General features: G+C 71.4%; 18 protein-coding genes. 14 read left to right on the top strand and 4 right to left on the bottom strand.

Features of this window, described 5'->3' with window-relative positions:
* Positions 1 to 7 precede the first annotated feature (7 nt).
* Entirely contained in the window at positions 8 to 1195 is a 1188-nt protein-coding gene (gene xylA / locus G9H72_RS13545) for a xylose isomerase (RefSeq protein ID WP_166171938.1), read from the top strand.
* Positions 1196 to 1244: 49 nt separating this feature from the next.
* The gene (gene xylB / locus G9H72_RS13540; RefSeq protein ID WP_166171936.1) at positions 1245 to 2660 is read left to right on the top strand and encodes a xylulokinase; all 1416 of its coding nucleotides are present in this window, start codon (positions 1245 to 1247) and stop codon (positions 2658 to 2660) included.
* A 77-nt stretch (positions 2661 to 2737) separates the two neighbouring features.
* Here the strand turns inward: xylB and G9H72_RS13535 are convergent, their stop codons facing one another.
* Together G9H72_RS13535 and G9H72_RS13530 are read right to left on the bottom strand one after the other, a co-directional pair.
* Complete coding sequence (locus G9H72_RS13535; RefSeq protein ID WP_166171934.1) at positions 2738 to 4339, bottom strand: methyl-accepting chemotaxis protein; 1602 nt, start codon at positions 4337 to 4339, stop codon at positions 2738 to 2740.
* A 422-nt stretch (positions 4340 to 4761) separates the two neighbouring features.
* Complete coding sequence (locus tag G9H72_RS13530; protein WP_166171932.1) at positions 4762 to 5130, bottom strand: MerR family transcriptional regulator; 369 nt, start codon at positions 5128 to 5130, stop codon at positions 4762 to 4764.
* 105 nt (positions 5131 to 5235) lie between these two features.
* Between G9H72_RS13530 and G9H72_RS13525 the strand changes: the two genes are divergently transcribed.
* On the top strand, positions 5236 to 5943 hold the full coding sequence (locus tag G9H72_RS13525) for an SDR family oxidoreductase (RefSeq protein ID WP_166172231.1): 708 nt from the start codon (positions 5236 to 5238) through the stop codon (positions 5941 to 5943).
* A gap of 105 nt (positions 5944 to 6048) precedes the next feature.
* Here the strand turns inward: G9H72_RS13525 and ggt are convergent, their stop codons facing one another.
* A complete protein-coding gene (gene ggt / locus G9H72_RS13520) occupies positions 6049 to 7851 on the bottom strand; it encodes a gamma-glutamyltransferase (protein WP_166171930.1) in 1803 nt (600 codons plus the stop codon).
* Positions 7852 to 8013: 162 nt separating this feature from the next.
* Between ggt and G9H72_RS13515 the strand changes: the two genes are divergently transcribed.
* The 8 genes from G9H72_RS13515 (at position 8014) to G9H72_RS13480 (ending at position 13662) form a co-directional block, all read left to right on the top strand.
* Positions 8014 to 9198 (top strand): protein-glutamate methylesterase/protein-glutamine glutaminase, encoded by a 1185-nt coding sequence (locus tag G9H72_RS13515; protein ID WP_331272283.1) that lies wholly within the window; start codon positions 8014 to 8016, stop codon positions 9196 to 9198.
* Positions 9195 to 10037 (top strand): CheR family methyltransferase, encoded by an 843-nt coding sequence (locus G9H72_RS13510; protein WP_166171926.1) that lies wholly within the window; start codon positions 9195 to 9197, stop codon positions 10035 to 10037. Before G9H72_RS13515 ends, G9H72_RS13510 begins: the two co-directional genes overlap by 4 nt.
* Position 10038: 1 nt before the next feature.
* Entirely contained in the window at positions 10039 to 10434 is a 396-nt protein-coding gene (locus tag G9H72_RS13505; protein WP_166171924.1) for a response regulator, read from the top strand.
* On the top strand, positions 10431 to 10895 hold the full coding sequence (locus G9H72_RS13500) for a chemotaxis protein CheX (RefSeq protein ID WP_166171922.1): 465 nt from the start codon (positions 10431 to 10433) through the stop codon (positions 10893 to 10895). The genes G9H72_RS13505 and G9H72_RS13500 overlap by 4 nt, the downstream gene beginning before the upstream one ends.
* Positions 10892 to 11254 (top strand): response regulator, encoded by a 363-nt coding sequence (locus tag G9H72_RS13495; protein WP_166171920.1) that lies wholly within the window; start codon positions 10892 to 10894, stop codon positions 11252 to 11254. The genes G9H72_RS13500 and G9H72_RS13495 overlap by 4 nt, the downstream gene beginning before the upstream one ends.
* A gap of 61 nt (positions 11255 to 11315) precedes the next feature.
* Positions 11316 to 11798 (top strand): hypothetical protein, encoded by a 483-nt coding sequence (locus G9H72_RS13490; protein ID WP_166171918.1) that lies wholly within the window; start codon positions 11316 to 11318, stop codon positions 11796 to 11798.
* Positions 11799 to 12020: 222 nt separating this feature from the next.
* Positions 12021 to 12428 (top strand): helix-turn-helix transcriptional regulator, encoded by a 408-nt coding sequence (locus tag G9H72_RS13485; protein ID WP_166171916.1) that lies wholly within the window; start codon positions 12021 to 12023, stop codon positions 12426 to 12428.
* A gap of 82 nt (positions 12429 to 12510) precedes the next feature.
* Positions 12511 to 13662, top strand: a complete 1152-nt coding sequence (locus tag G9H72_RS13480; protein WP_166171914.1) for an acetate/propionate family kinase — start codon at positions 12511 to 12513, stop codon at positions 13660 to 13662.
* Positions 13663 to 13687: 25 nt separating this feature from the next.
* Here G9H72_RS13480 and G9H72_RS13475 read toward each other — a convergent pair whose 3' ends face one another.
* The gene (locus G9H72_RS13475) at positions 13688 to 16447 is read right to left on the bottom strand and encodes a glycoside hydrolase family 3 C-terminal domain-containing protein (RefSeq protein ID WP_166171912.1); all 2760 of its coding nucleotides are present in this window, start codon (positions 16445 to 16447) and stop codon (positions 13688 to 13690) included.
* A gap of 649 nt (positions 16448 to 17096) precedes the next feature.
* On the opposite strand from G9H72_RS13475, the gene chvE reads away from it, so the two are divergent.
* From chvE to mmsB, 3 genes are all read left to right on the top strand, one after another.
* A complete protein-coding gene (gene chvE / locus G9H72_RS13470) occupies positions 17097 to 18224 on the top strand; it encodes a multiple monosaccharide ABC transporter substrate-binding protein (RefSeq protein WP_166171909.1) in 1128 nt (375 codons plus the stop codon).
* A 162-nt stretch (positions 18225 to 18386) separates the two neighbouring features.
* On the top strand, positions 18387 to 19943 hold the full coding sequence (mmsA, locus tag G9H72_RS13465) for a multiple monosaccharide ABC transporter ATP-binding protein (protein ID WP_166171907.1): 1557 nt from the start codon (positions 18387 to 18389) through the stop codon (positions 19941 to 19943).
* The coding region (gene mmsB, locus G9H72_RS13460; RefSeq protein ID WP_331272282.1) for a multiple monosaccharide ABC transporter permease at positions 19940 to 21162 on the top strand (1223 nt) is incomplete at its 3' end. The genes mmsA and mmsB, both read left to right, overlap by 4 nt.

The raw sequence follows: 21162 nt of genomic DNA, 5'->3' as shown, positions 1-21162 counted from the left end.
GAACATCGTGGCAACGCAGCCGACACGTGAGGACAAGTTCTCCTTCGGCCTCTGGACCGTGGGCTGGCAGGCCCGTGACATGTTCGGCGAGGCCACCCGTCCGCACCTCGACGCGGTGGACGCGGTCCACAAGCTCTCCGAGATCGGCGCCTACGGCATCACCTTCCACGACGAGGACCTGATCCCGTTCGGCTCGTCGAAGGACGAGCGCCGGCAGATCATCGACTCGTTCAAGAAGGCGCTCGAGGAGACCGGCCTCGTCGTCCCCATGGTGACGACGAACCTGTTCGGCCAGCCCGTCTTCAAGGACGGCGGGTTCACGAGCAACGACCGCTCCGTCCGCCGCTACGCGCTGCGCAAGGTCATGGAGAACATGGACCTCGCCGCCGAGCTCGGCGCGGAGATCTACGTGTTCTGGGGCGGCCGCGAGGGCTCCGAGGTCGATCAGGGCAAGAACGTCGGCGCCGCGCTCGACCGCTTCAAGGAGGCGCTCGACACGCTCGCGCAGTACTCGATCGACAAGGGCTACGGGCTGAAGTTCGCCCTCGAGCCCAAGCCGAACGAGCCCCGCGGCGACATCCTGCTCCCGACCATCGGGCACGCGCTCGCGCTCATCAACGAGCTCGACCACGCCGACATGGTGGGCCTCAACCCCGAGGTCGGCCACGAGCAGATGGCGAGCCTGAACTACACCCACGGCATCGCGCAGGCGCTGTGGCACGGCAAGCTCTTCCACATCGACCTCAACGGCCAGCACGGCCCGCGCTACGACCAGGACCTCGTCTTCGGCCTCGGCGACCTGCTGCAGGCGTTCTCGACGGTCGACCTGCTCGAGAACGGCGCGCCCGGCGGCGGCCCGACCTACACGGCGGACCGGCACTTCGACTACAAGCCGATGCGCACCGAGGACATGGACGGCGTGTGGGAGACCGCGAAGTCGAACATGTCCGTCTACCTCATGCTCAAGGAGCGCTCGAAGGCCTTCCGCGCCGACCCCGAGGTGCAGCAGGCGCTCGAGGCCGCCCGGGTGGCCGAGCTGTCGGTCCCGACCCTCGGCGAGGGCGAGACCTACGAGCAGCTGCTGAACGACAAGTCCGCGTACGAGGAGTTCGACGCCCAGGCCAAGGGCCTGGAGGGCTACGACTTCGCCCGCCTGCAGCAGCTGGCCGTCGAGCACCTGCTCGGCGCCCGCTGACGCACTCCTGACGCCCGCCGGTCTCGGCATCTCTCCAGGAAGGGACGCAATGACGCTCGTCGCAGGGGTCGACTCCTCGACCCAGTCCTGCAAGGTCGTCGTCCGTGACGCCGAGACCGGCGCGCTCGTCCGGGAGGGCCGCGCGGCCCACCCGGACGGCACCGAGGTACACCCGCAGGAGTGGGAGTCGGCGCTCGACACCGCGATCGCCGAGGCCGGCGGGCTGGACGACGTCGCCGCGGTCGCGGTCGGCGGCCAGCAGCACGGCATGGTCTGCCTCGACGAGTCGGGCAAGGTCGTGCGCCCCGCCCTGCTCTGGAACGACACCCGCTCCGCCGGTGCCGCCTCCGAGCTCATCTCCGAGCTCGGCGGCGGCGAGGCGGGGCGGCAGGCCTGGGTCGACGCGACCGGCCTGGTACCCGTCGCCAGCTTCACCGTCACGAAGCTGCGCTGGCTGCGGGACAACGAACCCGACAACGCGAATCGCACTGCGGCGGTCTGCCTGCCCCACGACTACCTGTCGTGGAAGCTGGCCGGCTCGCCGGGGCTCGACGCGCTCTTCACCGACCGCGGCGACGCGAGCGGCACGGGCTACTGGTCGGCCGCGACCGGTGAATACCGAACCGATCTTCTGGTGCGCGGCCTCGGTCACGAGGCCGTCGTGCCACGTGTCCTCGCTCCGTCCGAGGCGGGCGGGGCCACTCCGGCCGGCGCGCTCATCGGCCCCGGCACCGGCGACAACGCGGCCGCTGCCCTGGGGCTGGCCGCCCGCCCCGGCGACGTCGTGGTCTCCATCGGCACGTCCGGTGTCGCGAGCGCGATCTCCGAGGTGCCGGCCACCGACGGCTCGGGCGCCGTGGCCGGGTTCGCCGACGCCACCGGGCGCTTCCTCCCGCTCGTCGCGACCCTGAACGCCGCCCGCGTCCTCGACGCCATGGCCCGCATCCTCGGCGTCGACCACGACGAGCTGTCCCGGCTCGCGCTCTCGGCGCCCGCCGGGGCCGGCGGGCTCGCGCTCGTGCCGTACCTCGAGGGCGAGCGGACCCCCGACAAACCGGAGTCCACCGGCGCCCTGCACGGCATGCGGCTGTCCACCTCCACCCCGGCGCACCTGGCCCGGGCCGCGGTCGAAGGGCTGCTCTGCGGCCTCGCCGACGGGGTGGACGCGCTCGTCGAGCAGGGGGCGCGCGTCGAGCGGGTCTTCCTGGTGGGCGGCGGTGCCCGGTCCGAGGCCGTACGCCGCCTCGCCCCGGCCGTCCTCGGCCGGCCCGTGCTCGTCCCGCCGCCCGGCGAGTACGTCGCCGACGGCGCCGCCCGGCAGGCCGCCTGGGTGCTCTCCGGTGCGGCCGAGGCGCCGGCCTGGGAGCGCGCGGGGACCGAGACGTACGAGGCCGAGCCGACCCCGTTCGTGCGCGAGCGCTACGCCGAGGCACGCGAGCTGACCATCGACCGGCCCGGGGCCTGAGGCCGGGCACCACGGCTCGGCACCGACGAGGGCCCGCCGCGACGACCTGTCGCGGCGGGCCCTCGCCTCGTGCCGGGTCAGACCCGGAAGCGGGACACCTGCTGGTGCAGGGCCGCGGACACCTCGTCCAGCCGCACCGACGCGGCCTGGGCGCTGCCCACGGTGTCGAGGGTGGAGCCGGCGGTGCGGGCGACGGCGGTCACGTCGACGGCGATGTCGGCACTGCCGGCGGCCGCCTCCGCGACGCTGCGGCCGATCTCCGCCGTCGTGGCGGTCTGCTCCTCCACCGCCGCCGCGATCGTGGTGGAGAAGTCGTTGACCCGGCCGATGACGGCCGTGATCTCGGCGATGGCCGCGGCCGCGCCCGCCGTGTCCGACTGGATCGTCTCCACCCGACGGCTGATGTCCTCGGTCGCGCGAGCGGTCTCCTGCGCGAGGTCCTTGACCTCGCCGGCGACGACGGCGAAGCCCTTGCCGGCCTCGCCGGCGCGGGCGGCCTCGATGGTGGCGTTGAGCGCGAGCAGGTTGGTCTGCTCCGCGATCGAGGTGATGAGCTTGACCACGGTGGTGATCTCGGCCGAGCTCGCGCCCAGCCGCTCGACCGACGCCTGGGCCGAGCCCGCGACGGTGACGGCCCCGGCGGCGACGCGGGCGGCCTCGGCGGCGCTCTGGGAGATCTCGCGGATCGACGCGCCCATCTCCTCGGCGCCGGCCGCCACGGTGGCGATGGCGGCACTGACCTGCTCGGCGGTGGCCGAGGTGGTCGTGGCCTGAGCCGTCACGCTGCGCGAGTCATCAGAGATGGTGCGGCTCGTGCCGGCGATCTGCCCGGCGGTGCTCCCGAGGTCGTCGGAGCTGCGTGCCATGGTCGCCACCGTCTCGCGGACCGCCGCCGTGGCCCGGTCCAGGGCGCCGGCCATCTCGCCGACCTCGTCGTGGCTGCGCAGCCCGACCGTACGGGTGAGGTCGCCGTCGGCGACCGCGGCCAGCACGTCGTTGACCTGCTGCAACGGCCGCACGATCTGCCGGGCGACGATCACGGCCGCCCCCACGGCCAGGGCCAGCCCCACGGCGAGGACCACCAGCAGCGTGTTGCGCCCGCTCTCGTAGGTCTCGTGCGCCTGCCCCGCTCGGCTCTCCGCGTCGACGTGCTGGGCCTTCGCCAGCTGCCGCACGTCGTCCATGAGGGTCGTCACGAAGGGCGAGATCTCGGCGAGTGCCTCGTCGACGGCCGCCTGGTCCAGCGCCCGGCTGGCGGGGACGAGCTTCTCGTCGCGGACCTGCCGGTAGCCGTCGACCGACGACTGCAGCCGGCTGACGTCGTGGCCCAGCCCGGCGTACCCGGCGAGCGCCTCGTCGACCGCGGCGTCGTCCTCGACGAGCAGCCGCTCGCGCTCGGCCTTCGCGGCCTCGTCGTCCTTGAGCGCGTGGTAGAGCACGTCCACCCGGCTCTTCCAGACCGCGCTGCTCAGCGCGTCCAGCTGCTCAGAGGCGACGAAGCTCGAGCTGTAGATGCCTCCGCCCGCCGTGTCCACCGCCGAGAGCTTGAGCAGGGAGACGACACCGGTCGTCAGCGCGGCGACGGCCGCCACCAGCACGGCCAGCAGGATCTTGGTGGCGACTCGGCGGTTGCCGAGCCAACGTGTCGGCAGGGACGGCGAGCTCGGGTCTGCGCTCATGGTCATGGCCCCTCTTCCGGCCGGGGTCGCCGGCTTCTCGAAGTTCGTTGCGTGTTCAACGACCTTCAATTCGGTGCAGGGCCTGGCCGAATGAGCGACCGAGGCAGGGATCGCCCGCTCGGCCCATCAGGTGCGCTCCGGCAACTGGTTCGGGGGCGTCCGCGGGGCCGGGCGCACGACCGAGGAAGTGGGGCGTCGCTCAGCCGAGCAGGTCGCTCAAGCCGCTGATCAGGTAGCTGACCCCGGCCAGCAGGCCGAGCGCCCAGGCCGCGATGCGTACCCGCTTGCGCGTCTTCTCGTCCACACGTCGACGGTACGTGACCGGGTCGGGCGTGAGCGTCGGCGCGACCGCCCCGACGACGTCCCGTCCCGAGGCCCGACGCGGGGCCCGGCGGACGGGAGAGACGCGTCCGCGCCCCGCCTCAGGACGCGGAGCCGAGGGCGGTGCCGGTGTGCTCGTGCGTGGCGGCGATGACGGCGTCGAGCCGCTCCCGGGTGGCGGTCAGGTCGGCGATCTGGGCGTCGAGGCGGTCACGCTCGGCTGCCAGGCGGTCGAGCATCTGCGTGGTCGCGATCCCGGTGTGCACGCAGGGGAGCAGCGCGGTGATGGCCTTGCTCGACAGGCCGGCGGCGTACAGCGCCTGGATCCAGCGGACCCGCTCGACGGCGCCCGCGTCGTAGTGCCGCTGGCCGCTCGGGCTGCGCACGGAGCTGAGCAGCCCCTGCTCCTCGTAGTAGCGCAGCGCCCGCGTGCTCACGCCGGCCGCGGCCGCGACCTCTCCGATCCGCACCGAGGCCTCCTCGCCGAAAGACTTGCCCTTGACGCCAACGTCAACTCCTACCGTAGCCGCACCTCCCGGCAGAACGGCCGGGGACCGGACGTGGAAGGCATTGCGATGGACCTCACCAACTCCGTGGCGCTCGTGACCGGGGCGAACCGCGGCCTCGGCCGGCACTTCGCCGCCCAGCTGCTGGAGCGGGGCGCCGCGAAGGTGTACGCCACGGCGCGCGACCCGCGCACCGTCGACCTGCCGGGCGCCGAGGTGCTCGCGCTCGACATCACCGACCCGGCCTCCGTCTCGGCCGCGGCGGGCGCCGCCCCGGACGTGACCGTGCTCGTCAACAACGCGGGGATCTCGACCGGCGCCGACCTGGTGACCGGCGACCTCGCCACGGTCCGGCTCGAGCTCGAGACGCACCTGTTCGGGACGCTGTCGATGGTGCGCGCGTTCGCGCCCGTGCTCGCGTCCAACGGCGGCGGCGCGGTGCTCAACGTCCTGTCCGCGCTGTCCTGGTTCTCCACCAGCGGCGCGAACGCGTACGCCGTGGCGAAGGCCGCGGCGTGGGCGATGACCAACGGCGTCCGGATCGAGCTGGCCGGGCAGGGCACGCAAGTGACCGGCGTGCACCTCGGAGCCGCCGACACCGACATGATGGCGTGGTACGACGGCGACAAGACCGACCCGGCGGAGGTCGTGCGGATCGTGCTGGACGGCGTGCAGGACGGCGACCTCGAGGTCCTCGTGGACGACTGGAGCCGGACGGTCAAGGCGAGCCTGGCCGGCGACCCCGCGGCGTTCTACCGGCTCGGCGCGACGGCCTGAGCTGCGGGTCGCCCCGGCCCTGGCGACGTACGGCCGCCGCCCGTGCGGGCGACGAGAGCGGGACCGGGGCGCCCCCGCAGGAGCAGGGGGGCGCCCCGCGTCGGGCTACCTGCGCTTCGCCGCCGGCACCGGCGTGGACGACATCACCATCGCGCTGCCGCCACCCCGGCGTGCCGTCTCGGCGGCCGCCTGGACGCGCCCGTCGGGCAGGAACTCCACGGCCGTCGCCGCGCCGATCTCGGCGGTGCTGGTGAACGTGTGGCCGAGGGCCTGCAGCTCGGCGCGCGGGAACGCGGGCTCGGCCTGGATCGACGCGGTGTTGCGCTGCGACTGCCGCGGCGCCGCGATGGCCTGCACCAGCGGCATGCCGCGGTCGAGCCGGTTGGTCAGCACGGCGAGCACTGTCGTGATGATCGTCGCGCCACCGGGCGAGCCGGCCGCCAGCAGCGGCTTCCCGTCCTGCAGCACGATGGTCGGCGCCATGGAGCTGCGCGGCCGCTTGCCGGGGCCCGGCAGGTTCGGGTCGTTGCCGCCCTGGGTGTCGGTGAAGTTGAAGTCGGTCAGCTCGTTGTTGAGCAGGAACCCCCGCCCCGGCACGACGATGCCACTGCCGCCGGTGGCCTCGATGGTGAGCGTGTAGGACACGACGTTGCCCCACTTGTCGGCCGTCGTGAGGTGGGTCGTCGAGACGCCCTTGGTGTCGGGGGCGCCGGCGGCCGCGGTGCTGCCGCACCCGGCGTACGAGCCGTCCGGGACGCCCGGGGCGAGCGGCTTGGGCAGCGCGGCGGCGGGGTTGACCAGGCAGGCGCGCTCAGCGGCGAACCCGTCGGACAGCAGCTGGCGCAGGGGTACGTCGACGTGCTCGGCGTCGCCGACGTACCGGTTGCGGTCGGCGAAGGCGAGCGCGCTGGCCTCGGCGAACAGGTGCTGGTGCGCGGTCTCGGACGCGGTGGCCAGCGGGAAGCGCTCGAGGATGTTGAGTGCCTCGCCCACGGTGGAGCCGCCGCTGGACGGCGGCGCCATGCTGTAGACGTCGAGTCCGCGGTAGCTGACCTGGGTCGGCCGGCGCAGCGGGGCGTCGTAGTCGCGCAGGTCGTCCATCGTGATGAGGCCGCGGCGGACGTTGCGGGTCACCCCAGGGGCCACGGGCGGCTGCTGGGCCGTCTGGACGAGGTCACGCCCGATCGCCCCGCGGTAGAAGATGTCCGTCCCGCGCCGGCCGAGCTGGTCGTACGTCTCGGCGAGGCCCTCGTTGACGAACACGCTGCCGACGGCCGGGGGCTGTCCGCCGGGGAGGAAGAGCTCCCGGGTCGAGGTGAAGTCGCGGAAGCGCGCGGCGTTGTCCGCCGTCTGCTGGCGGAACGTCTCGTCGACGACGAACCCGCGCTCGGCCAGCCGCTCGGCGGGCGCCAGGGCGCGGCGCAGGTCGAGCGTGCCCCACCGGCGCAGCGCCTCCTCCCACGTGGCGGGCGTGCCGGGGACGCCGACGGAGAGCCCGCTGCTCACGGCGTCGGCGAACGGGATGGCCGTGCCGTTCTCGACGAAGGCGCCCGGCCCCATCGCCAGCGGAGCCGTCTCGCGGCCGTCGATCGTCAGCACCCGCTTGGTCCGGGCGTCGTAGTAGACGAAGAAGCCGCCGCCGCCGATGCCGGCCGAGTACGGCTCGGTGACCCCGAGGGCGGCCGCGGTGGCCACCGCCGCGTCGACCGCGTTGCCGCCGGCCTTCAGCACGTCGATGCCGATGCGGGTCGCGTAGGGGTCGACCGAGGCGACGGCACCGCCGTAGCCGGTCGCGACGGGGGCGCGTGGCGGCTCCACGGGACGGGCCGCGCCCGCCGGCGCGGCGAGCAGGCCCAGCGGGAGGACGGGGGCGAGAAGGGCGACTATCGCCGCCTTGCGGAGGGTCACCCGCTGTTCCTCCCACTACGAGCGGTAAGAGTCAAGGAGTGCACTGGCCGCGACCGGGCAACTACGCATCGGAGGCGTTCACCTCAAGGGATGACGGCGGGCGCCGATGAGGTGCGGGTCCGGGAAAACGCCCGGACCAACCGAACTAGGACGGGGTGGCCCGTGGGTGACATACGAGTGCTCGTCGTGGACGACTCCGCCGTCGTCCGGCGCATCGTCGCCCAGGTCCTCGACGCCGAGCCCGGCATCAGCGTGGTCGGCACGGCGCAGAACGGCCGGATCGCGCTGGACAAGCTCGTCGAGCTCTCCCCGGACGCGGTGACCCTGGACATCGAGATGCCCGAGCTCGACGGGCTCGGCACGCTGAAGCGGCTCCGGCAGACGCACCCGCGGACGCCGGTGATCATGTTCAGCACGCTCACCGAGCGGGGCGCGTCGGCGACGATCGAGGCGCTCTCGCTGGGCGCCAGCGACTACGTGACCAAGCCCTCGAACACGACCGCGCTGACCCAGTCCGTGCGCAGCGTGCGCGAGCAGCTGGTGCCGAAGCTGCGCTCGCTCTGCGGGCAGGGCCCGCAGCAGCCGGGCGGCGCGGGCGCGGCACCCGGGCGCCGCACGGGGACGCTGGGCGCGCCCGCGGGAGCCGTCGGCACGGGCGCACGGCGTCCCGGCGCCGCCGCCCCGGTGGCCCGGCTGACCCCGGCGGCCAAGCGGCCGGACATTCTCGTGATCGGCTCGTCGACGGGAGGGCCCGAAGCGCTGGCCCGCGTCCTGTCCGGCCTGCCCGGCACCCTCCCGGTGCCCGTCGCGGTCGTCCAGCACATGCCGCCGATCTTCACCCGGCTGCTGGCCGAGCGGCTCGACCGCTCGAGCGCGCTGGAGGTGCGCGAGGCGGCCGAGGACGATCAGCTGGTCCCCGGCCGGGTGCTCATCGCACCCGGCGACCGGCACCTCGAGGTGGTACGCCGGGGCACCGGCCTCTTCGCCCACCTGACGACCGCTCCGCCGGAGAACTTCTGCCGGCCCGCAGTCGACGTGCTCTTCCGCAGCGTCGCCGCGACCTTCGGCGGCAGCGTGCTGGCCGTCGTCCTGACCGGCATGGGCAGCGACGGCAAGGCCGGTGCGCAGACGCTCAAGGCCCGTGGGGCGCGGGTTCTCGCCCAGGACCAGGCGACGTCCGTGGTCTGGGGCATGCCCGGCGCCGTCACCGCGGCGGGGCTCGCCGACGCTGTCCTGCCGCTGGACGCGGTGCCCGGCGCGATCGTCGACTCGATAGGCCTGGCCGGGCGCCCCCGGCCCGCTAGCGCCACCACGGAGGCTGCGTTGACCAGGGGAACACGACCATGAGCACACTCGCGACGACCGCGTTCGACTTCGTCCGCGAGCTCGTCTACCGCGAGGCGGCGATCGTCCTCGAGCCCGGCAAGGAGTACCTCGTCGAGGCGCGGCTGACCCCGCTCGCCCGCGCGGCCGGCAAGCCCAACGTCAGTGCGTACGTCGACGGGCTGCGAGCCTCGCGCGACCCGCGTGAGCAGGCGAAGATCGTCGACGCCCTCACCACCAACGAGACCTCGTGGTTCCGGGACGGCGCGCCGTTCCGGGCGGTGTCGGACCACATCGTGCCCGAGATCCTGCGCAGCGGGCGCCCCGACCGGGTGCTGCGCATCTGGTCGGCCGCCTCCTCCAGCGGCCAGGAGGCGTACACGGTCGCGATGAGCATCCAGGACAAGGTGCGGGCCGCGGGCTGGCGCTTCGAGATCCTCGGGACCGACATCTCCGAGGAGATGCTCGCGCGGGCGCGGGCCGGGCGCTATTCCCAGCTCGAGGTCAACCGCGGGCTCCCCGCGCCGCTTCTCGTGAAGCACTTCACGCGCAGGGGCACCGAATGGGAGGTGTCGCCGGAGCTCAAGGCCAACATCAAATTCCAGCGGCTCAACCTCGCGGCGCCGTTCCCGGTGATGCCGCAATTCGACATCGTCCTGCTGCGCAACGTCCTGATCTACTTCGACACGGCGACCAAGCGTTCGATCCTGCGACGGGTCGCCGGAACTCTCAAGCCGAGCGGATGCCTGCTGCTCGGGGGAGCCGAGACCACTCTCGGTGTCGATGACTCGTGGGAGCGGGTCCTCGTCGCCGGCGCACCCGTCCATCGACCGGCAAAATTCATCGGAAGTAAAGGAGCCTGACATGCGCGCTCTCGTCATTGACGACTCGCGGGCCATGCGGACGATCCTTGGCCGCATTCTCGTCGGGCAGGGATTCACCGTCTCCGAGGCCGGCAACGGCCAGGAGGCGCTCGACACGTTGGACGCCCTGCACGCGGAGGGCGACACCCCTGTCCTTTGCCTCGTCGACTGGAACATGCCGGTGATGGACGGGCTCACGTTCATCAAGCAGGTCGGCAAGCGCGACGAGTACCGCAACGTCACCCTCATGATGGTCACGACGGAGAGCGAGCACGGCAACATCGTGCGCGCGCTCGCCGCCGGGGCGCACGAGTACGTGATCAAGCCGTTCACGGCCGACGCGATCGCCGACAAGCTCGCGTTGCTCGGCCTCGTCAGCGCGGAGGTGACCGCATGACCGCCACCCTTGCCGTCGACGACCTGCTCGCCATCGCCGGCGACCTCTGGACGTCCTACCTCGGCTCGGAGCCGACGCCGTCGATCCCCGGGGTCGGCGACCCTGCGGAGGTGACCGCGAGCGTCTCCATCGCCGGCGAGTGGAACGGCGTCGTCGTCATCTCGATGAGCGCGCGGACCGCGCAGGACGTTGGAAGCGCGCTTCTGCAGATGGACCCTGCGGGCCTCGAGCCGGGGGACGTCGACGACGCCGTCGGCGAGCTTGTGAACATCGTCGGGGGGAACGTGAAGAGCGTGCTGCCCGGACCCAGCTCGCTGTCGCTCCCCGTCGTCGCCCACGGCACCGCGCACGTCGCCAGCCGCGGCGCAGAGATCGTCGCCCAGGCCGCGCTCGAGTGGCTGGGCCAGCACGTCGAGATCACCGTCTGGTCCTCGACCTCCACGGAAGGAGCCACGTCATGAAGATCCTCATCGCCGACGACAGCAAGGTGATGCGGCAGATCGTCACCCGCACGCTGCGCCAGGCCGGCTTCTCCGGCCACGACCTCGTCGAGGCCGTCGACGGCGCCGACGCGTTCAGCAAGGTCCAGAGCGAGGAGCCGGACCTGGTCCTCAGCGACTGGAACATGCCGAACATGACCGGCATCGAGCTGCTCGACCGGCTGCGCGCCAGCGGCTCGACCGTGAGCTTCGGGTTCGTCACCTCCGAGGGCTCGCCCGAGATGCGCGAGCGGGCGGCCAACTCCGGCGCGCTCTTCCTCATCGCCAAGCCCTTCACGCCCGAGGCCTTCCGGGAGGCCCTCGAGCCGGTGCTCGACTAGTACCGGAAGCTACGGCCGCGCCCTCCCTCGCCGGCCCCTAGACACAAGGAGATCTCGGACAATGGCCATCAGCCTGCTGCCGAACGAGAAGGACGTCCGGGACGCTCTCGGCGGCCTGCTCTTCCGGGACATCACCCTCTCGCCCGGCGAGCCGGTGGTCCCCTCCCCGACCGACCCCGTGAGCATCGCCGTCTACGTCGACGACTCGCTGGGGACGGCCGCGGTCATCGTGACCGACCTGTCCCTCTCGGCCTTCGCGGGTGCGGCGATCGGGCTGGTGCCGGTGGGTGGGGCGGAGGCCTGCATCGAGGACAGGGAACTCCCGACCTCGATCAAGGAGAACCTCGACGAGGTGCTGAACGTTCTCGCGTCTTTGTTCAACGCCGAAGGGCAGCCGCACGTCAAGCTGTACGCGACGTACGGCTTGGGGGAGGCGCCCCCGAACGACATCTCCGCGATCCTGCGCGCGTTCGGGCGCCGGCTCGACCTCGGAGTGGATGTCGCGGGCTACGGCAAGGGGCGCATCTCCATCGTGCTCGCGTGACCAATCGCACGAGGAGACGGGGCGCTTTGCCCCGACATTCGTACGCGAAAGCCCCCCGTGGTTTCCTGCGGGGGGCCTTCACGTGTCGGAGCATTGGTGCGGGCGCACTAGCACAGGCTGCTTAGATGATCGCACGGTACCCCTGAAGTTGCTACGGTTCCCCAGGCGATTCTCGAGGAACGCCAGCACTGCAGTTCTCCGGCCCTGGATGGAGCCCTCTTGATGGCTGAGCCCGGCACGCGCGACGCCGACGCGGACGGGGTGCGCGGGGGCTCCCCGCTGCCGCCGGACAGCTGGGGCGCGCTCCTCGACGAGGTTGCCGCCGGCCGGCTCAGCCTCACGCTGGAGAGCCCGAACGGCGGCCGCGTCGCGCTGCTCGCCGCCGACGAGCTCACCCGCCTGCAGGGCGCCGCCCGCACCGGGACCAACGGCACCGTCCGCCTGACCGGCCGCGAGCTCGAGATCCTCTCGCTGCTCGCCGCGGGCTCCACCGGGACCGGCGCCGCCGCGCGGCTCGGCCTCGCCCCGAACACCGTCGCCCAGCACCTCGTCGCGGCCCGGCGCAAGCTGGGCGTGCGCACGAGCGCGGCCGCGGTCGACGCGGCCCGCCGGGCCGGCCTGCTGCCCTGACCGCTCGGGCCGAACGATCCCCCGCCCGCGGACAGGCCCTTCGTACCGTGTGATCGCCCGGCCCAGTGAGCAGACTGGGGGCGTGAACGACCTCGCCCCGCTGCTCGTCGTCAACGCCGGCTCGAGCAGCCTGAAGCTGTCCCTCCTCGACGAGCGCGACGAGATCGTCGCCGAGTCCGGCCTCGAGCGCTGGGAGGGGGCGCGCGACACCGCCGGCATCGAGACCTTCCTCGCCGGGCTGGCCACGGCTCCGGTGGCCGTGGCGCACCGGTTCGTCCACGGCGGCACCCGCACCGACGCCGCCCGCATCGACGAGGCCGAGGAGCAGCGCCTGACCGGGCTGACAGCGCTGGCCCCGCTGCACCAGCCGCGCTCGCTGGCCGGGGTGAGCGCGGTCCGCCGGGCGCTGCCCGACACCCCGACGTACGCCTGCTTCGACACGGCGTTCCACGCGACGCTGCCCGTCGCCGCGCACACCTACGCCCTGCCCGCGCAGTGGCGGGAGCGCTGGGGGCTGCGGCGCTACGGCTTCCACGGCCTGTCGCACGCGTACGCCTCCCGCCGCGCCGCCCAGCTGCTCGGGCGCCCTGTGGAGCAGCTGCGGCTCGTGACCTGCCACCTGGGCTCGGGCTCGTCGCTGTGCGCCGTGCGGGACGGCCGGTCGGTCGACACGACGATGGGCTTCACCCCCTCCGAGGGCCTGGTGATGCGCACCCGCAGCGGCTCGGTCGACCCGGGCCTGATGCTGTGGCTGCTGCAGGAGGGCGGGCTCTCGGTCGACCGGCTGGCGGCCGGGATCGAGCGCGGGGGCGGGCTGGCCGGGCTGAGCGGCACGAGCGGCGACACGCGGGACATAGCGGCGGCGGCCGCGGCGGGGGACGAGAGCGCCCGGCTGGCGCTCGAGGTGTGGAACCACCGGCTGCGCCGGGAGCTCGGCGCGATGCTCGCCTCGGCCTGGGGGGCCGACGCCGTGGTGCTCACCGGCGGCATCGGCGAGCACGCGCCCGGGCTGGTCGACCTCGGGCAGCTGGAGGCGCTCGGCATCCGGGTCGACCCCGACGCGGTGGCGCAGGGGCGCGGCGACCGGGACGTCAGCGCTGGCGGCGCCACCGTGCGGACGCTCGTCGTCGGCGCCCGGGAGGACATCGAGATGGCCCGGTCCGTGCGGGCGGCGGCCGGGGAAGCCGCACCGGGCGCGGACGCGGAAGAGCGCCACACCCCGCCTGGGGTGTGACGCTCTCCCGGGGTGGGACGGCGGGCTACTTCACGTAGACGACGAAGCTCCCGCTCGCCTTCTCGCCGTTGTAGCTGACCTGCGCCGTGATCGTCGCGGCGCCGGGCTTCACCGCGCGGATGGTGTCGGTCGAGTCGACCCTGACCACGTTGCTGCGGTTGCTGCTGATCTTCACCGTCATGCCCGCCGGCAGAGCCGTGCTCCTGCCCTTGAGGATGTAGCCGAAGAGGCGGTCGTCGCTGAGCGAGACCGTCAGCTGCGGGTCGACGGTGGCGCCGACCGGGAAGACGAGGCGCTGGGCGATGTCAGCGGCCTCGTCGGCCCCCGCCACGACCGGCTTGGCCGTGACGACGGACGGGACCGCGTCCAGGGCGCCGGAGACCGTGACGTACCGCGTCTGCACCACGTCGGTGGCGGAGCTCGCCAGCTCGAAGCCGTAGCGGCCGGTGTCGACGACCCACTTGCCGGCGGCCTCGTCGTAGAAGGCGAGGTCGCGGACCTTGACGTCGAAGTTGACGTGCGTGCTCTCGCCGGGGGCGAGGGCCACCTTCTCGAACGCGACCAGGCGCTTGATCGGGCGCTGCTTCGCGGCCGGGGCGTCGGGAGTGGTCACGTACAGCTGGGCGACCTGCGCGCCGGCGGTCGCACCGGTGTTCTCGACCTCGGCGCGGACGCGAATCGTGTCGTTGGCGTCGACCGACGTCTTGTTCAGCCGGAGCTTGGACAGCTCGAAGCTGGTGTAGCTCAGGCCGTAGCCGAAGGGGTACGTCGGCGTGCCGGTGAAGTACATGTACGTCCGGCCCTGCGAGGTGGCGTTCGCGTGCAGGTCGTAGTCGCCGATAGGCGGCAGCTGCGCCTCGCTCCGGTACCAGGTGAACGGCAGGTGCGCGCCGGGGGTGACCGTGCCGAGCACGACGTCCGCGAGGGCCTCGCCGCGACGCTGTGCGTTGAACGAGCTCCACAGCATCGCCGGGACCTTGTCCTTGAAGCTCTCGACGTTCACCTGGCCGATCGTCTCCATGTAGACGATCGTGTTCGGGTTGACCGCCGCGACCTGGTTGATCAGGGCCTCCTGCGACCCCGGCAGGGTCAGCGTCGTGCGGTCCTTGTCCTCGGCCGCGTCGGTGTGGTCGTTGCCCACGTAGACCACGACCGCGTCGTAGCCGGCGGTGGCGGCCACGTCGGCGGGGACGAGCGCGCCGCGCTGGCTCTCGGTGCCCTTGAGGTAGTCCACCGTGGCGCCGGGGTTCATCGCCTCGATGGCGGACTTGAGGCCCTCGTAGCCGCTCACGATGTTGCGCTGGCCGGCCGCGGTGAAGTCGGCGGAGTAGCCGCCCAGGTAGGTCTGGTCCTTCGGCGGGTTGCCGTACCAGCCGATGACGGCGACCTTGTACGCGCCGGAGGCGGGAACCTTCAGCGGAAGCAGCGTGCTGCCGTTCGCGGCGGTGTCGTTCTCGAGCAGCACGATGCTCTCGGCGCCGACCTTGCGGGCCAGGGCGAGCCGCTCGGGGGTCTGCGTCACTGCGTCGTTCGCGTCGCTGTTGACCCAGGTGCCCTTCGCGAGACGCTGCCGCGCCTGCTGGATCCACGGCACCGCCGTCTCGGCGTCGAACTCCCCGAGAGAGATGCGCGCCGTGAAGAGGCGCAGGACGTTCAGGTCGACGTCGTTCTCGTTGAACGTGTCGTTCTGGGTCTTGATCTTCTGCGCCACGGCGGTGGGGATCGTGTTGGCGTAGCTCCACGCGTCGTGGTAGCCGGTGTTGCAGTCCAGGTCCTCACCCGCGGCGCTCGCCAGGGCGTGGCGCTCGTACTGGTTCGGGACGTGGTCGTAGCCCTGCGGGATCCACGTCGGGTAACGGCCGCCGTTGCGCTGCTGGATCGTCCAGATGGCGTCGCAGTCGGAGGTGAAGTAGCCCTGGAAGCCGAAGGTCTGGCGGGCCAGGTTGTCGATCAGGTACGTGCTCGCCGCCGCCGGGACGCCGTTGACCTTGTTGTACGAGCTCATGATCGAGCCGGGCTGCGTGTCCTTGATGACGTCGCGGAACTGCTTCGTGTAGTACTCGCGCAGGTCGCGGTCGGACATCACCGAGTCACCGCCGAGGCGGTTGTACTCGCTGTTGTTCGCGGCGTAGTGCTTGATCGTGGTGAGGGTCTTGTAGTAGCCGTTGGCCGCGGCCGGCAGCTTGCCCTCCGGGGTCTTGCCCTCCATGCCGTTGACGAACTGGTTGGCCATCTTGGTCGTCAGCAGCGGGTCCTCGCTGAACGACTCGTCCGTCCGGCCCCAGCGCGGGTCACGCGCGAGGTTGATGGTGGGCGAGTAGAAGTCGAGGTCGAACTTGTTGTCCTTGACGACCTCGCGCGCCTCGTCGGAGATCGCGGTCGCCTCCGTGTACTGCAGGGCCGGGTCCCACGTCGAGCCGAGGGACAGGCTCAGCGGGTACGACGTGGTGTTGTTGAGGACGGTCGCGTTCTGGTTGTCGACCAGCTGCTCGCGCGCGACGCCGTGCAGCGCCTCGTTCCACCAGCCGTACTGGGCGATGCCCAGCCGGGGGATGGCGGGGGAGACGCTGCTGTTCATCTGGCTCGCCTTCTCGGCGAGCGTCATGCGGGACACCAGGTCGGCGGCGCGCTCCTGCGGGGAGTACGCCGTGTCGAGGTAGATGGGGCGCTGATCCGAGACCTGGGCGGCCAGCGCCTGCTGACCGGGCCCCGCCAGGGCGGCGGGGGCCAGGCCCGTCACGGTGAGCCCGAGGGCCAGCGTGAGGGGCACCGAGCGTCGTGCCATGCATGTCTCCCGGGGAGGGACGGGGCGCGCCGGGAGGCCGGCGGCGCTGCGGACGGCCGTGCGGGCAGCCGGGGCTGCTCGCACGGAAGGAGGTGCCTCGGTGGACGGGGGCGGGGACAGCGGCGGGGCGGGCTGCAGCGCGGCGTGCACGGCCGCGTACGAGCCCTGCAGGCCGGGCAGCGGGCCACGGTGCCGGCTGCTGCGCCCTCCTCGCGACGACCGCGGCGCCTGCGTGGCGGGCAGGCGGGGCGATTGGTTGGGCCTCGGAACTAAACCTCCGGGGTGGTGGTGTTGTCCAGTCCGGAGCCGCTCGAGCAGGTCACAGCTTCATAACGGATCAGGCGTGGTTTCGTGCAACTTACGGGCTACTTCCGGAAGCCTGACCGGGGAGGTTTGACACGTTCGAGGGGGTCTGACCAGGCCGGTTGATGCTCCGAGCGGGGCACCACGCGGGGGTCCTGGCGGCTGTTACCGGATTGTTGCGGCAACATGTGTCCGAGGGCTCTGGAAGTTGCGTATGTTCGATGCGTAAACAAAGGGTCAGCTCGAGGGACCGGGGCGGGGTCACCCGCCACGCCCTCCCGTCGAGGCCTAGCTCTACCCGGGGCTCTACCGGGCTCCGTCAGGGGACAGGAAGGGAAGGTCGAGGATGTCGACCAAGAAGAGGCTCCTCGCGACCGTCAGCGTCGCGCTGCTGGCCGGCGGGCTGACCGCGTGCAGCAGCGAGCGTTCGTCCGACGAGGGCGCCAGCGCCAGTGCGAGCGGGGGCGCCGGTGGCGGCCTCATCGGCGTCTCGATGCCGACTCGCAGCCTGGAGCGCTGGAACAAGGACGGCGCGCGCCTCACCGAGCAGCTCAAGACGATGGGCTACGAGACCACGCTGCAGTACGCCGACAACAAGGTGGACCAGCAGATCACGCAGATCGAGAACGTGATCAACCAGAACCCCAAGGTTCTCGTGGTCGCCGCCATCGACGGCACCGCGCTCGGCCCGGTGCTGCAGAAGGCCGCCGCGCAGAACATCAAGGTCATCGCGTACGACCGGCTGATCAACGACACGGACAGCGTCGACTACTACGCGACGTTCGACAACTACAAGGTCGGCCAGCTGCAGGGCCAGTACATCGTCGACCAGCTCAAGCTGGACACGGCCTCCGGCCCGTTCAACCTCGAGCCCTTCGCCGGCTCGCCGGACGACAACAACGCCAAGTTCTTCTTCTCCGGCGCGTGGGACGTCCTCAAGCCCTACATCGACAGCGGCAAGCTCGTCGTCCCGTCGGGCAAGGCGCCCAAGAACAACGACGCCTGGGCCAGCATCGGCATCCAGGGCTGGCAGTCCTCCACTGCGCAGTCGGAGATGGAGACCCGGCTCAACTCCTTCTACACGGGTGGCAAGAAGGTCGACGTCGTCCTGTCGCCGAACGACTCGCTCGCGCTCGGCATCGAGCAGGCCCTCGACGGCGCCGGCTACACCGAGGCCGACTGGCCGCTCGTCACCGGTCAGGACGCGGACCAGGCGAACGTGAAGAACATGCTCGCCGGCAAGCAGTCCATGACGGTCTGGAAGGACACCCGGACCCTGGGCGACCAGGTCGCCAAGATGGTCGACCAGGTCGTCAAGGGCGAGACCGTCGACGTGAACGACACCGAGACCTACGACAACGGCAACAAGGTCGTCCCGACCTACCAGCTGCCGCCGCAGGTCGTCACGGCCGACTCGGTCCAGACGGACCTGGTCGAGACCGGCTTCTACAGCGCCTCGGACCTCGGCCTCTAAGACCGAGCCAGGAACCCCCGGGGCTCTGGGCGGGCCCGCTCCCGACCGTTCGCTCGCCCACCCTCGACCGTTCCGTAACCTCCTGCGAGCCGGGCCCTGCATGACGCAGGGCCCGGCCGAGGCCCCGTCGGGACACTTTTCGAGTTAGCGAGCGACGCAGACATGGCTGCTTCCGACCACACGATTCTCGAGATGCGCGGGATCACCAAGACGTTCCCGGGCGTCAAGGCACTGCAAGACGTCACGCTGGCGGTTCGTCGCGGCGAGGTCCACGCGATCTGCGGGGAGAACGGCGCGGGCAAGTCGACGCTGATGAAGGTCCTCTCGGGCGTCTACCCCGCCGGGTCGTACGAGGGCGAGATCTACTTCGACGGGAAGCTCTGCGAGTTCAAGAGCACCCGCGACAGCGAGCAGCTCGGGATCGTCATCATCCACCAGGAGCTGGCGCTCAGCCCCTACCTCTCCATCGCGGAGAACATCTTCCTCGGCAACGAGAAGGCCAAGCGCGGCGTCATCGACTGGACCGCGACGAACCGCGACGCGTCCCAGCTCATGGCCCGGGTCGGCCTGACCGAGAGCCCGGACACCAAGATCCAGGACATCGGCGTCGGGAAGCAGCAGCTCGTCGAGATCGCGAAGGCCCTGTCCAAGCAGGTGAAGCTGCTGATCCTCGACGAGCCCACCGCGGCGCTCAACGACGAGGACAGCGCGCACCTGCTGGACCTGCTGCGCCATCTGCAGGGGCAGGGCATCACCTCGATCATCATTTCGCACAAGCTCAACGAGATCAAAGCGATCGCGGACTCGACCACGATCATCCGCGACGGGCAGACGGTCGAGACCCTCGAGATGCGCGGCGCCGAGCCGGTGAGCGAGGACCGCATCATCCGCGGCATGGTCGGGCGTGACCTGTCCAACCGCTACCCGGAGCACACGCCGAAGATCGGTGAAGAGCTCTTCCGCATCGAGGACTGGACCGTCCACCACCCGATCGACCGGCACCGGGTCGTCGTCGACTCCGCTGCCCTGTCGGTCCGGGCGGGCGAGATCGTCGGCATCGCGGGGCTCATGGGTGCCGGGCGCACCGAGCTCGCGATGAGCATCTTCGGCCGCAGCTACGGCTCGGACATCTCCGGCCGGCTGTTCCTCAAGGGCACGCAGGTGACGCCGCCGCGCAACGTCAAGGACGCGATCAGGCTCGGGCTCGCGTACGCCACGGAGGACCGCAAGCGTTACGGGCTCAACCTCATCGAGGACATCAAGACCAACATCGCCAGCTCTGCGCTCGGCAAGCTGTCCCGCTGGGGCGTGGTCGACGAGGGGCGCGAGGTCAAGACCGCGCAGGGCTACCGCAAGGACATGAACATCAAGGCGCCCAGCGTCGACGTCCTGACGGGCAAGCTCTCGGGCGGGAACCAGCAGAAGGTCGTCCTGAGCAAGTGGATCTTCAGTGACCCGGACGTGCTGATCCTGGACGAGCCCACGCGCGGCATCGACGTCGGCGCCAAGTACGAGATCTACCAGATCATCAACGCGCTGGCGGACCTGGGCAAGGCCGTCATCGTCATCTCCTCCGAGCTGCCCGAGCTGCTCGGCATCTGCGACCGCGTCTACGCGATGAGCCAGGGCCGGATCACCGGCCAACTACCCCGCGGTGAGGCCTCCCAGGAGTCCCTCATGCGCTACATGACGATGGAGAAGGAAGGTGCGTCGGCGTGAGCAGCGCCCTCACCAAGGACGTGCGGCCCAGTGAGCCGAGCGCGGGCGCGCCGGCCGGGCCCTCGCTGAAGCAGTACCTCAGCAGCAACGTCCGTGAGTACGGCATGGTGGCGGCGCTGCTGATCATCGTCCTGCTCTTCCAGATCCTCACCGACGGCCGGCTGCTCGCGCCGAACAACGTCGCCAGCCTCATCGGCCAGAACGCGTACGTCTTCATCTTGACCATCGGCATGGTCATGGTGATCGTCGCGGGCCACATCGACCTGTCGGTCGGCTCGGTCGTCGCGTTCATCGGCGGGCTCTGTGCCCTGATGATGAGCGACTGGGACATACCGTGGGTGCTGGCGGTCGTCGCCTCGGTCGCGATCGGCGCGCTCGTCGGCGTCTGGCACGGCTTCTGGATCGCGTACGTCGGCATCCCCGCCTTCATCGTGACCCTCGGCGGCATGCTCATCTTCCGTGGCCTGGCCATCGTGCTCGTCGGCACGACCGTGGCCGGCCTGCCGAACGACTTCATCCAGATCAGCAACGGGTCGATCCCGAACTGGCTCGGCTTCGCCGGCAACCTCGACGTCGTCACGGTCGTCATCGGCCTGGTCGCGATCGCCGGCCTCGTCGGCTCGCAGGTCCGCGCGCGCGTCGCGCTGACCCGTGAGGGCCTGACCACCGAGCCCGCGGGCGCGTTCCTCGCCAAGATCGTCGTCATCGCGGCGATCATCGGCTTCGTCACCTGGCAGCTGGCCAACAGCACCGGCGGCACGCCGTACGTCCTCATCATCGTCGGCATCCTCGTCGTGCTCTACACGTTCATCATGGGCAAGACCGTCTTCGGCCGGCACATCTACGCGATGGGCGGCAACCTGCAGTCGGCGAAGCTCTCCGGCGTCGACACCAAGCGCGTCAACTTCATGATCTTCGTGAACATGGGGCTGCTCGCCGGTATCGCCGCGGTCGTCACCACCTCCCGTGCGGGTGCCGGTGTCGCGGCAGCCGGTCAGAACTACGAGCTCGACGCCATCGCGGCCGCCTTCATCGGCGGCACCGCGGTCGCGGGCGGTATCGGCAAGATCTCCGGCGCGATCATCGGCGCGCTCATCATGGGCGTGCTCAACATCGGCCTGTCCATCATGAGCGTCGACGCCGCCTGGCAGCAGACCATCAAGGGCCTCGTGCTCATCGCCGCCGTCGCCTTCGACATCCTCAACAAGCGGCGCGCGGG

The sequence above is a fragment of the Motilibacter aurantiacus genome (assembly GCF_011250645.1).
Classification (GTDB): Bacteria; Actinomycetota; Actinomycetes; order Motilibacterales; family Motilibacteraceae; genus Motilibacter_A; species Motilibacter_A aurantiacus.
This window is presented reverse-complemented; position numbering and strand designations above follow the sequence as displayed.

Excerpts from the sequence above, each read along its gene's own strand:
- xylB (WP_166171936.1), top strand. The coding sequence starts at position 1,245 with ATGACGCTCGTCGCAGGGGTCGACTCCTCGACCCAGTCCTGCAAGGTC.
- G9H72_RS13510 (WP_166171926.1), top strand. The coding sequence starts at position 9,195 with ATGAGCACACTCGCGACGACCGCGTTCGACTTCGTCCGCGAGCTCGTC.
- G9H72_RS13505 (WP_166171924.1), top strand. The coding sequence starts at position 10,039 with ATGCGCGCTCTCGTCATTGACGACTCGCGGGCCATGCGGACGATCCTT.
- G9H72_RS13475 (WP_166171912.1), bottom strand. The coding sequence starts at position 16,447 with ATGGCACGACGCTCGGTGCCCCTCACGCTGGCCCTCGGGCTCACCGTG.
- G9H72_RS13525 (WP_166172231.1), top strand. The coding sequence starts at position 5,236 with ATGGACCTCACCAACTCCGTGGCGCTCGTGACCGGGGCGAACCGCGGC.
- chvE (WP_166171909.1), top strand. The coding sequence starts at position 17,097 with ATGTCGACCAAGAAGAGGCTCCTCGCGACCGTCAGCGTCGCGCTGCTG.
- G9H72_RS13535 (WP_166171934.1), bottom strand. The coding sequence starts at position 4,339 with ATGAGCGCAGACCCGAGCTCGCCGTCCCTGCCGACACGTTGGCTCGGC.
- mmsA (WP_166171907.1), top strand. The coding sequence starts at position 18,387 with ATGGCTGCTTCCGACCACACGATTCTCGAGATGCGCGGGATCACCAAG.
- G9H72_RS13485 (WP_166171916.1), top strand. The coding sequence starts at position 12,021 with ATGGCTGAGCCCGGCACGCGCGACGCCGACGCGGACGGGGTGCGCGGG.
- G9H72_RS13500 (WP_166171922.1), top strand. The coding sequence starts at position 10,431 with ATGACCGCCACCCTTGCCGTCGACGACCTGCTCGCCATCGCCGGCGAC.
- G9H72_RS13490 (WP_166171918.1), top strand. The coding sequence starts at position 11,316 with ATGGCCATCAGCCTGCTGCCGAACGAGAAGGACGTCCGGGACGCTCTC.
- G9H72_RS13495 (WP_166171920.1), top strand. The coding sequence starts at position 10,892 with ATGAAGATCCTCATCGCCGACGACAGCAAGGTGATGCGGCAGATCGTC.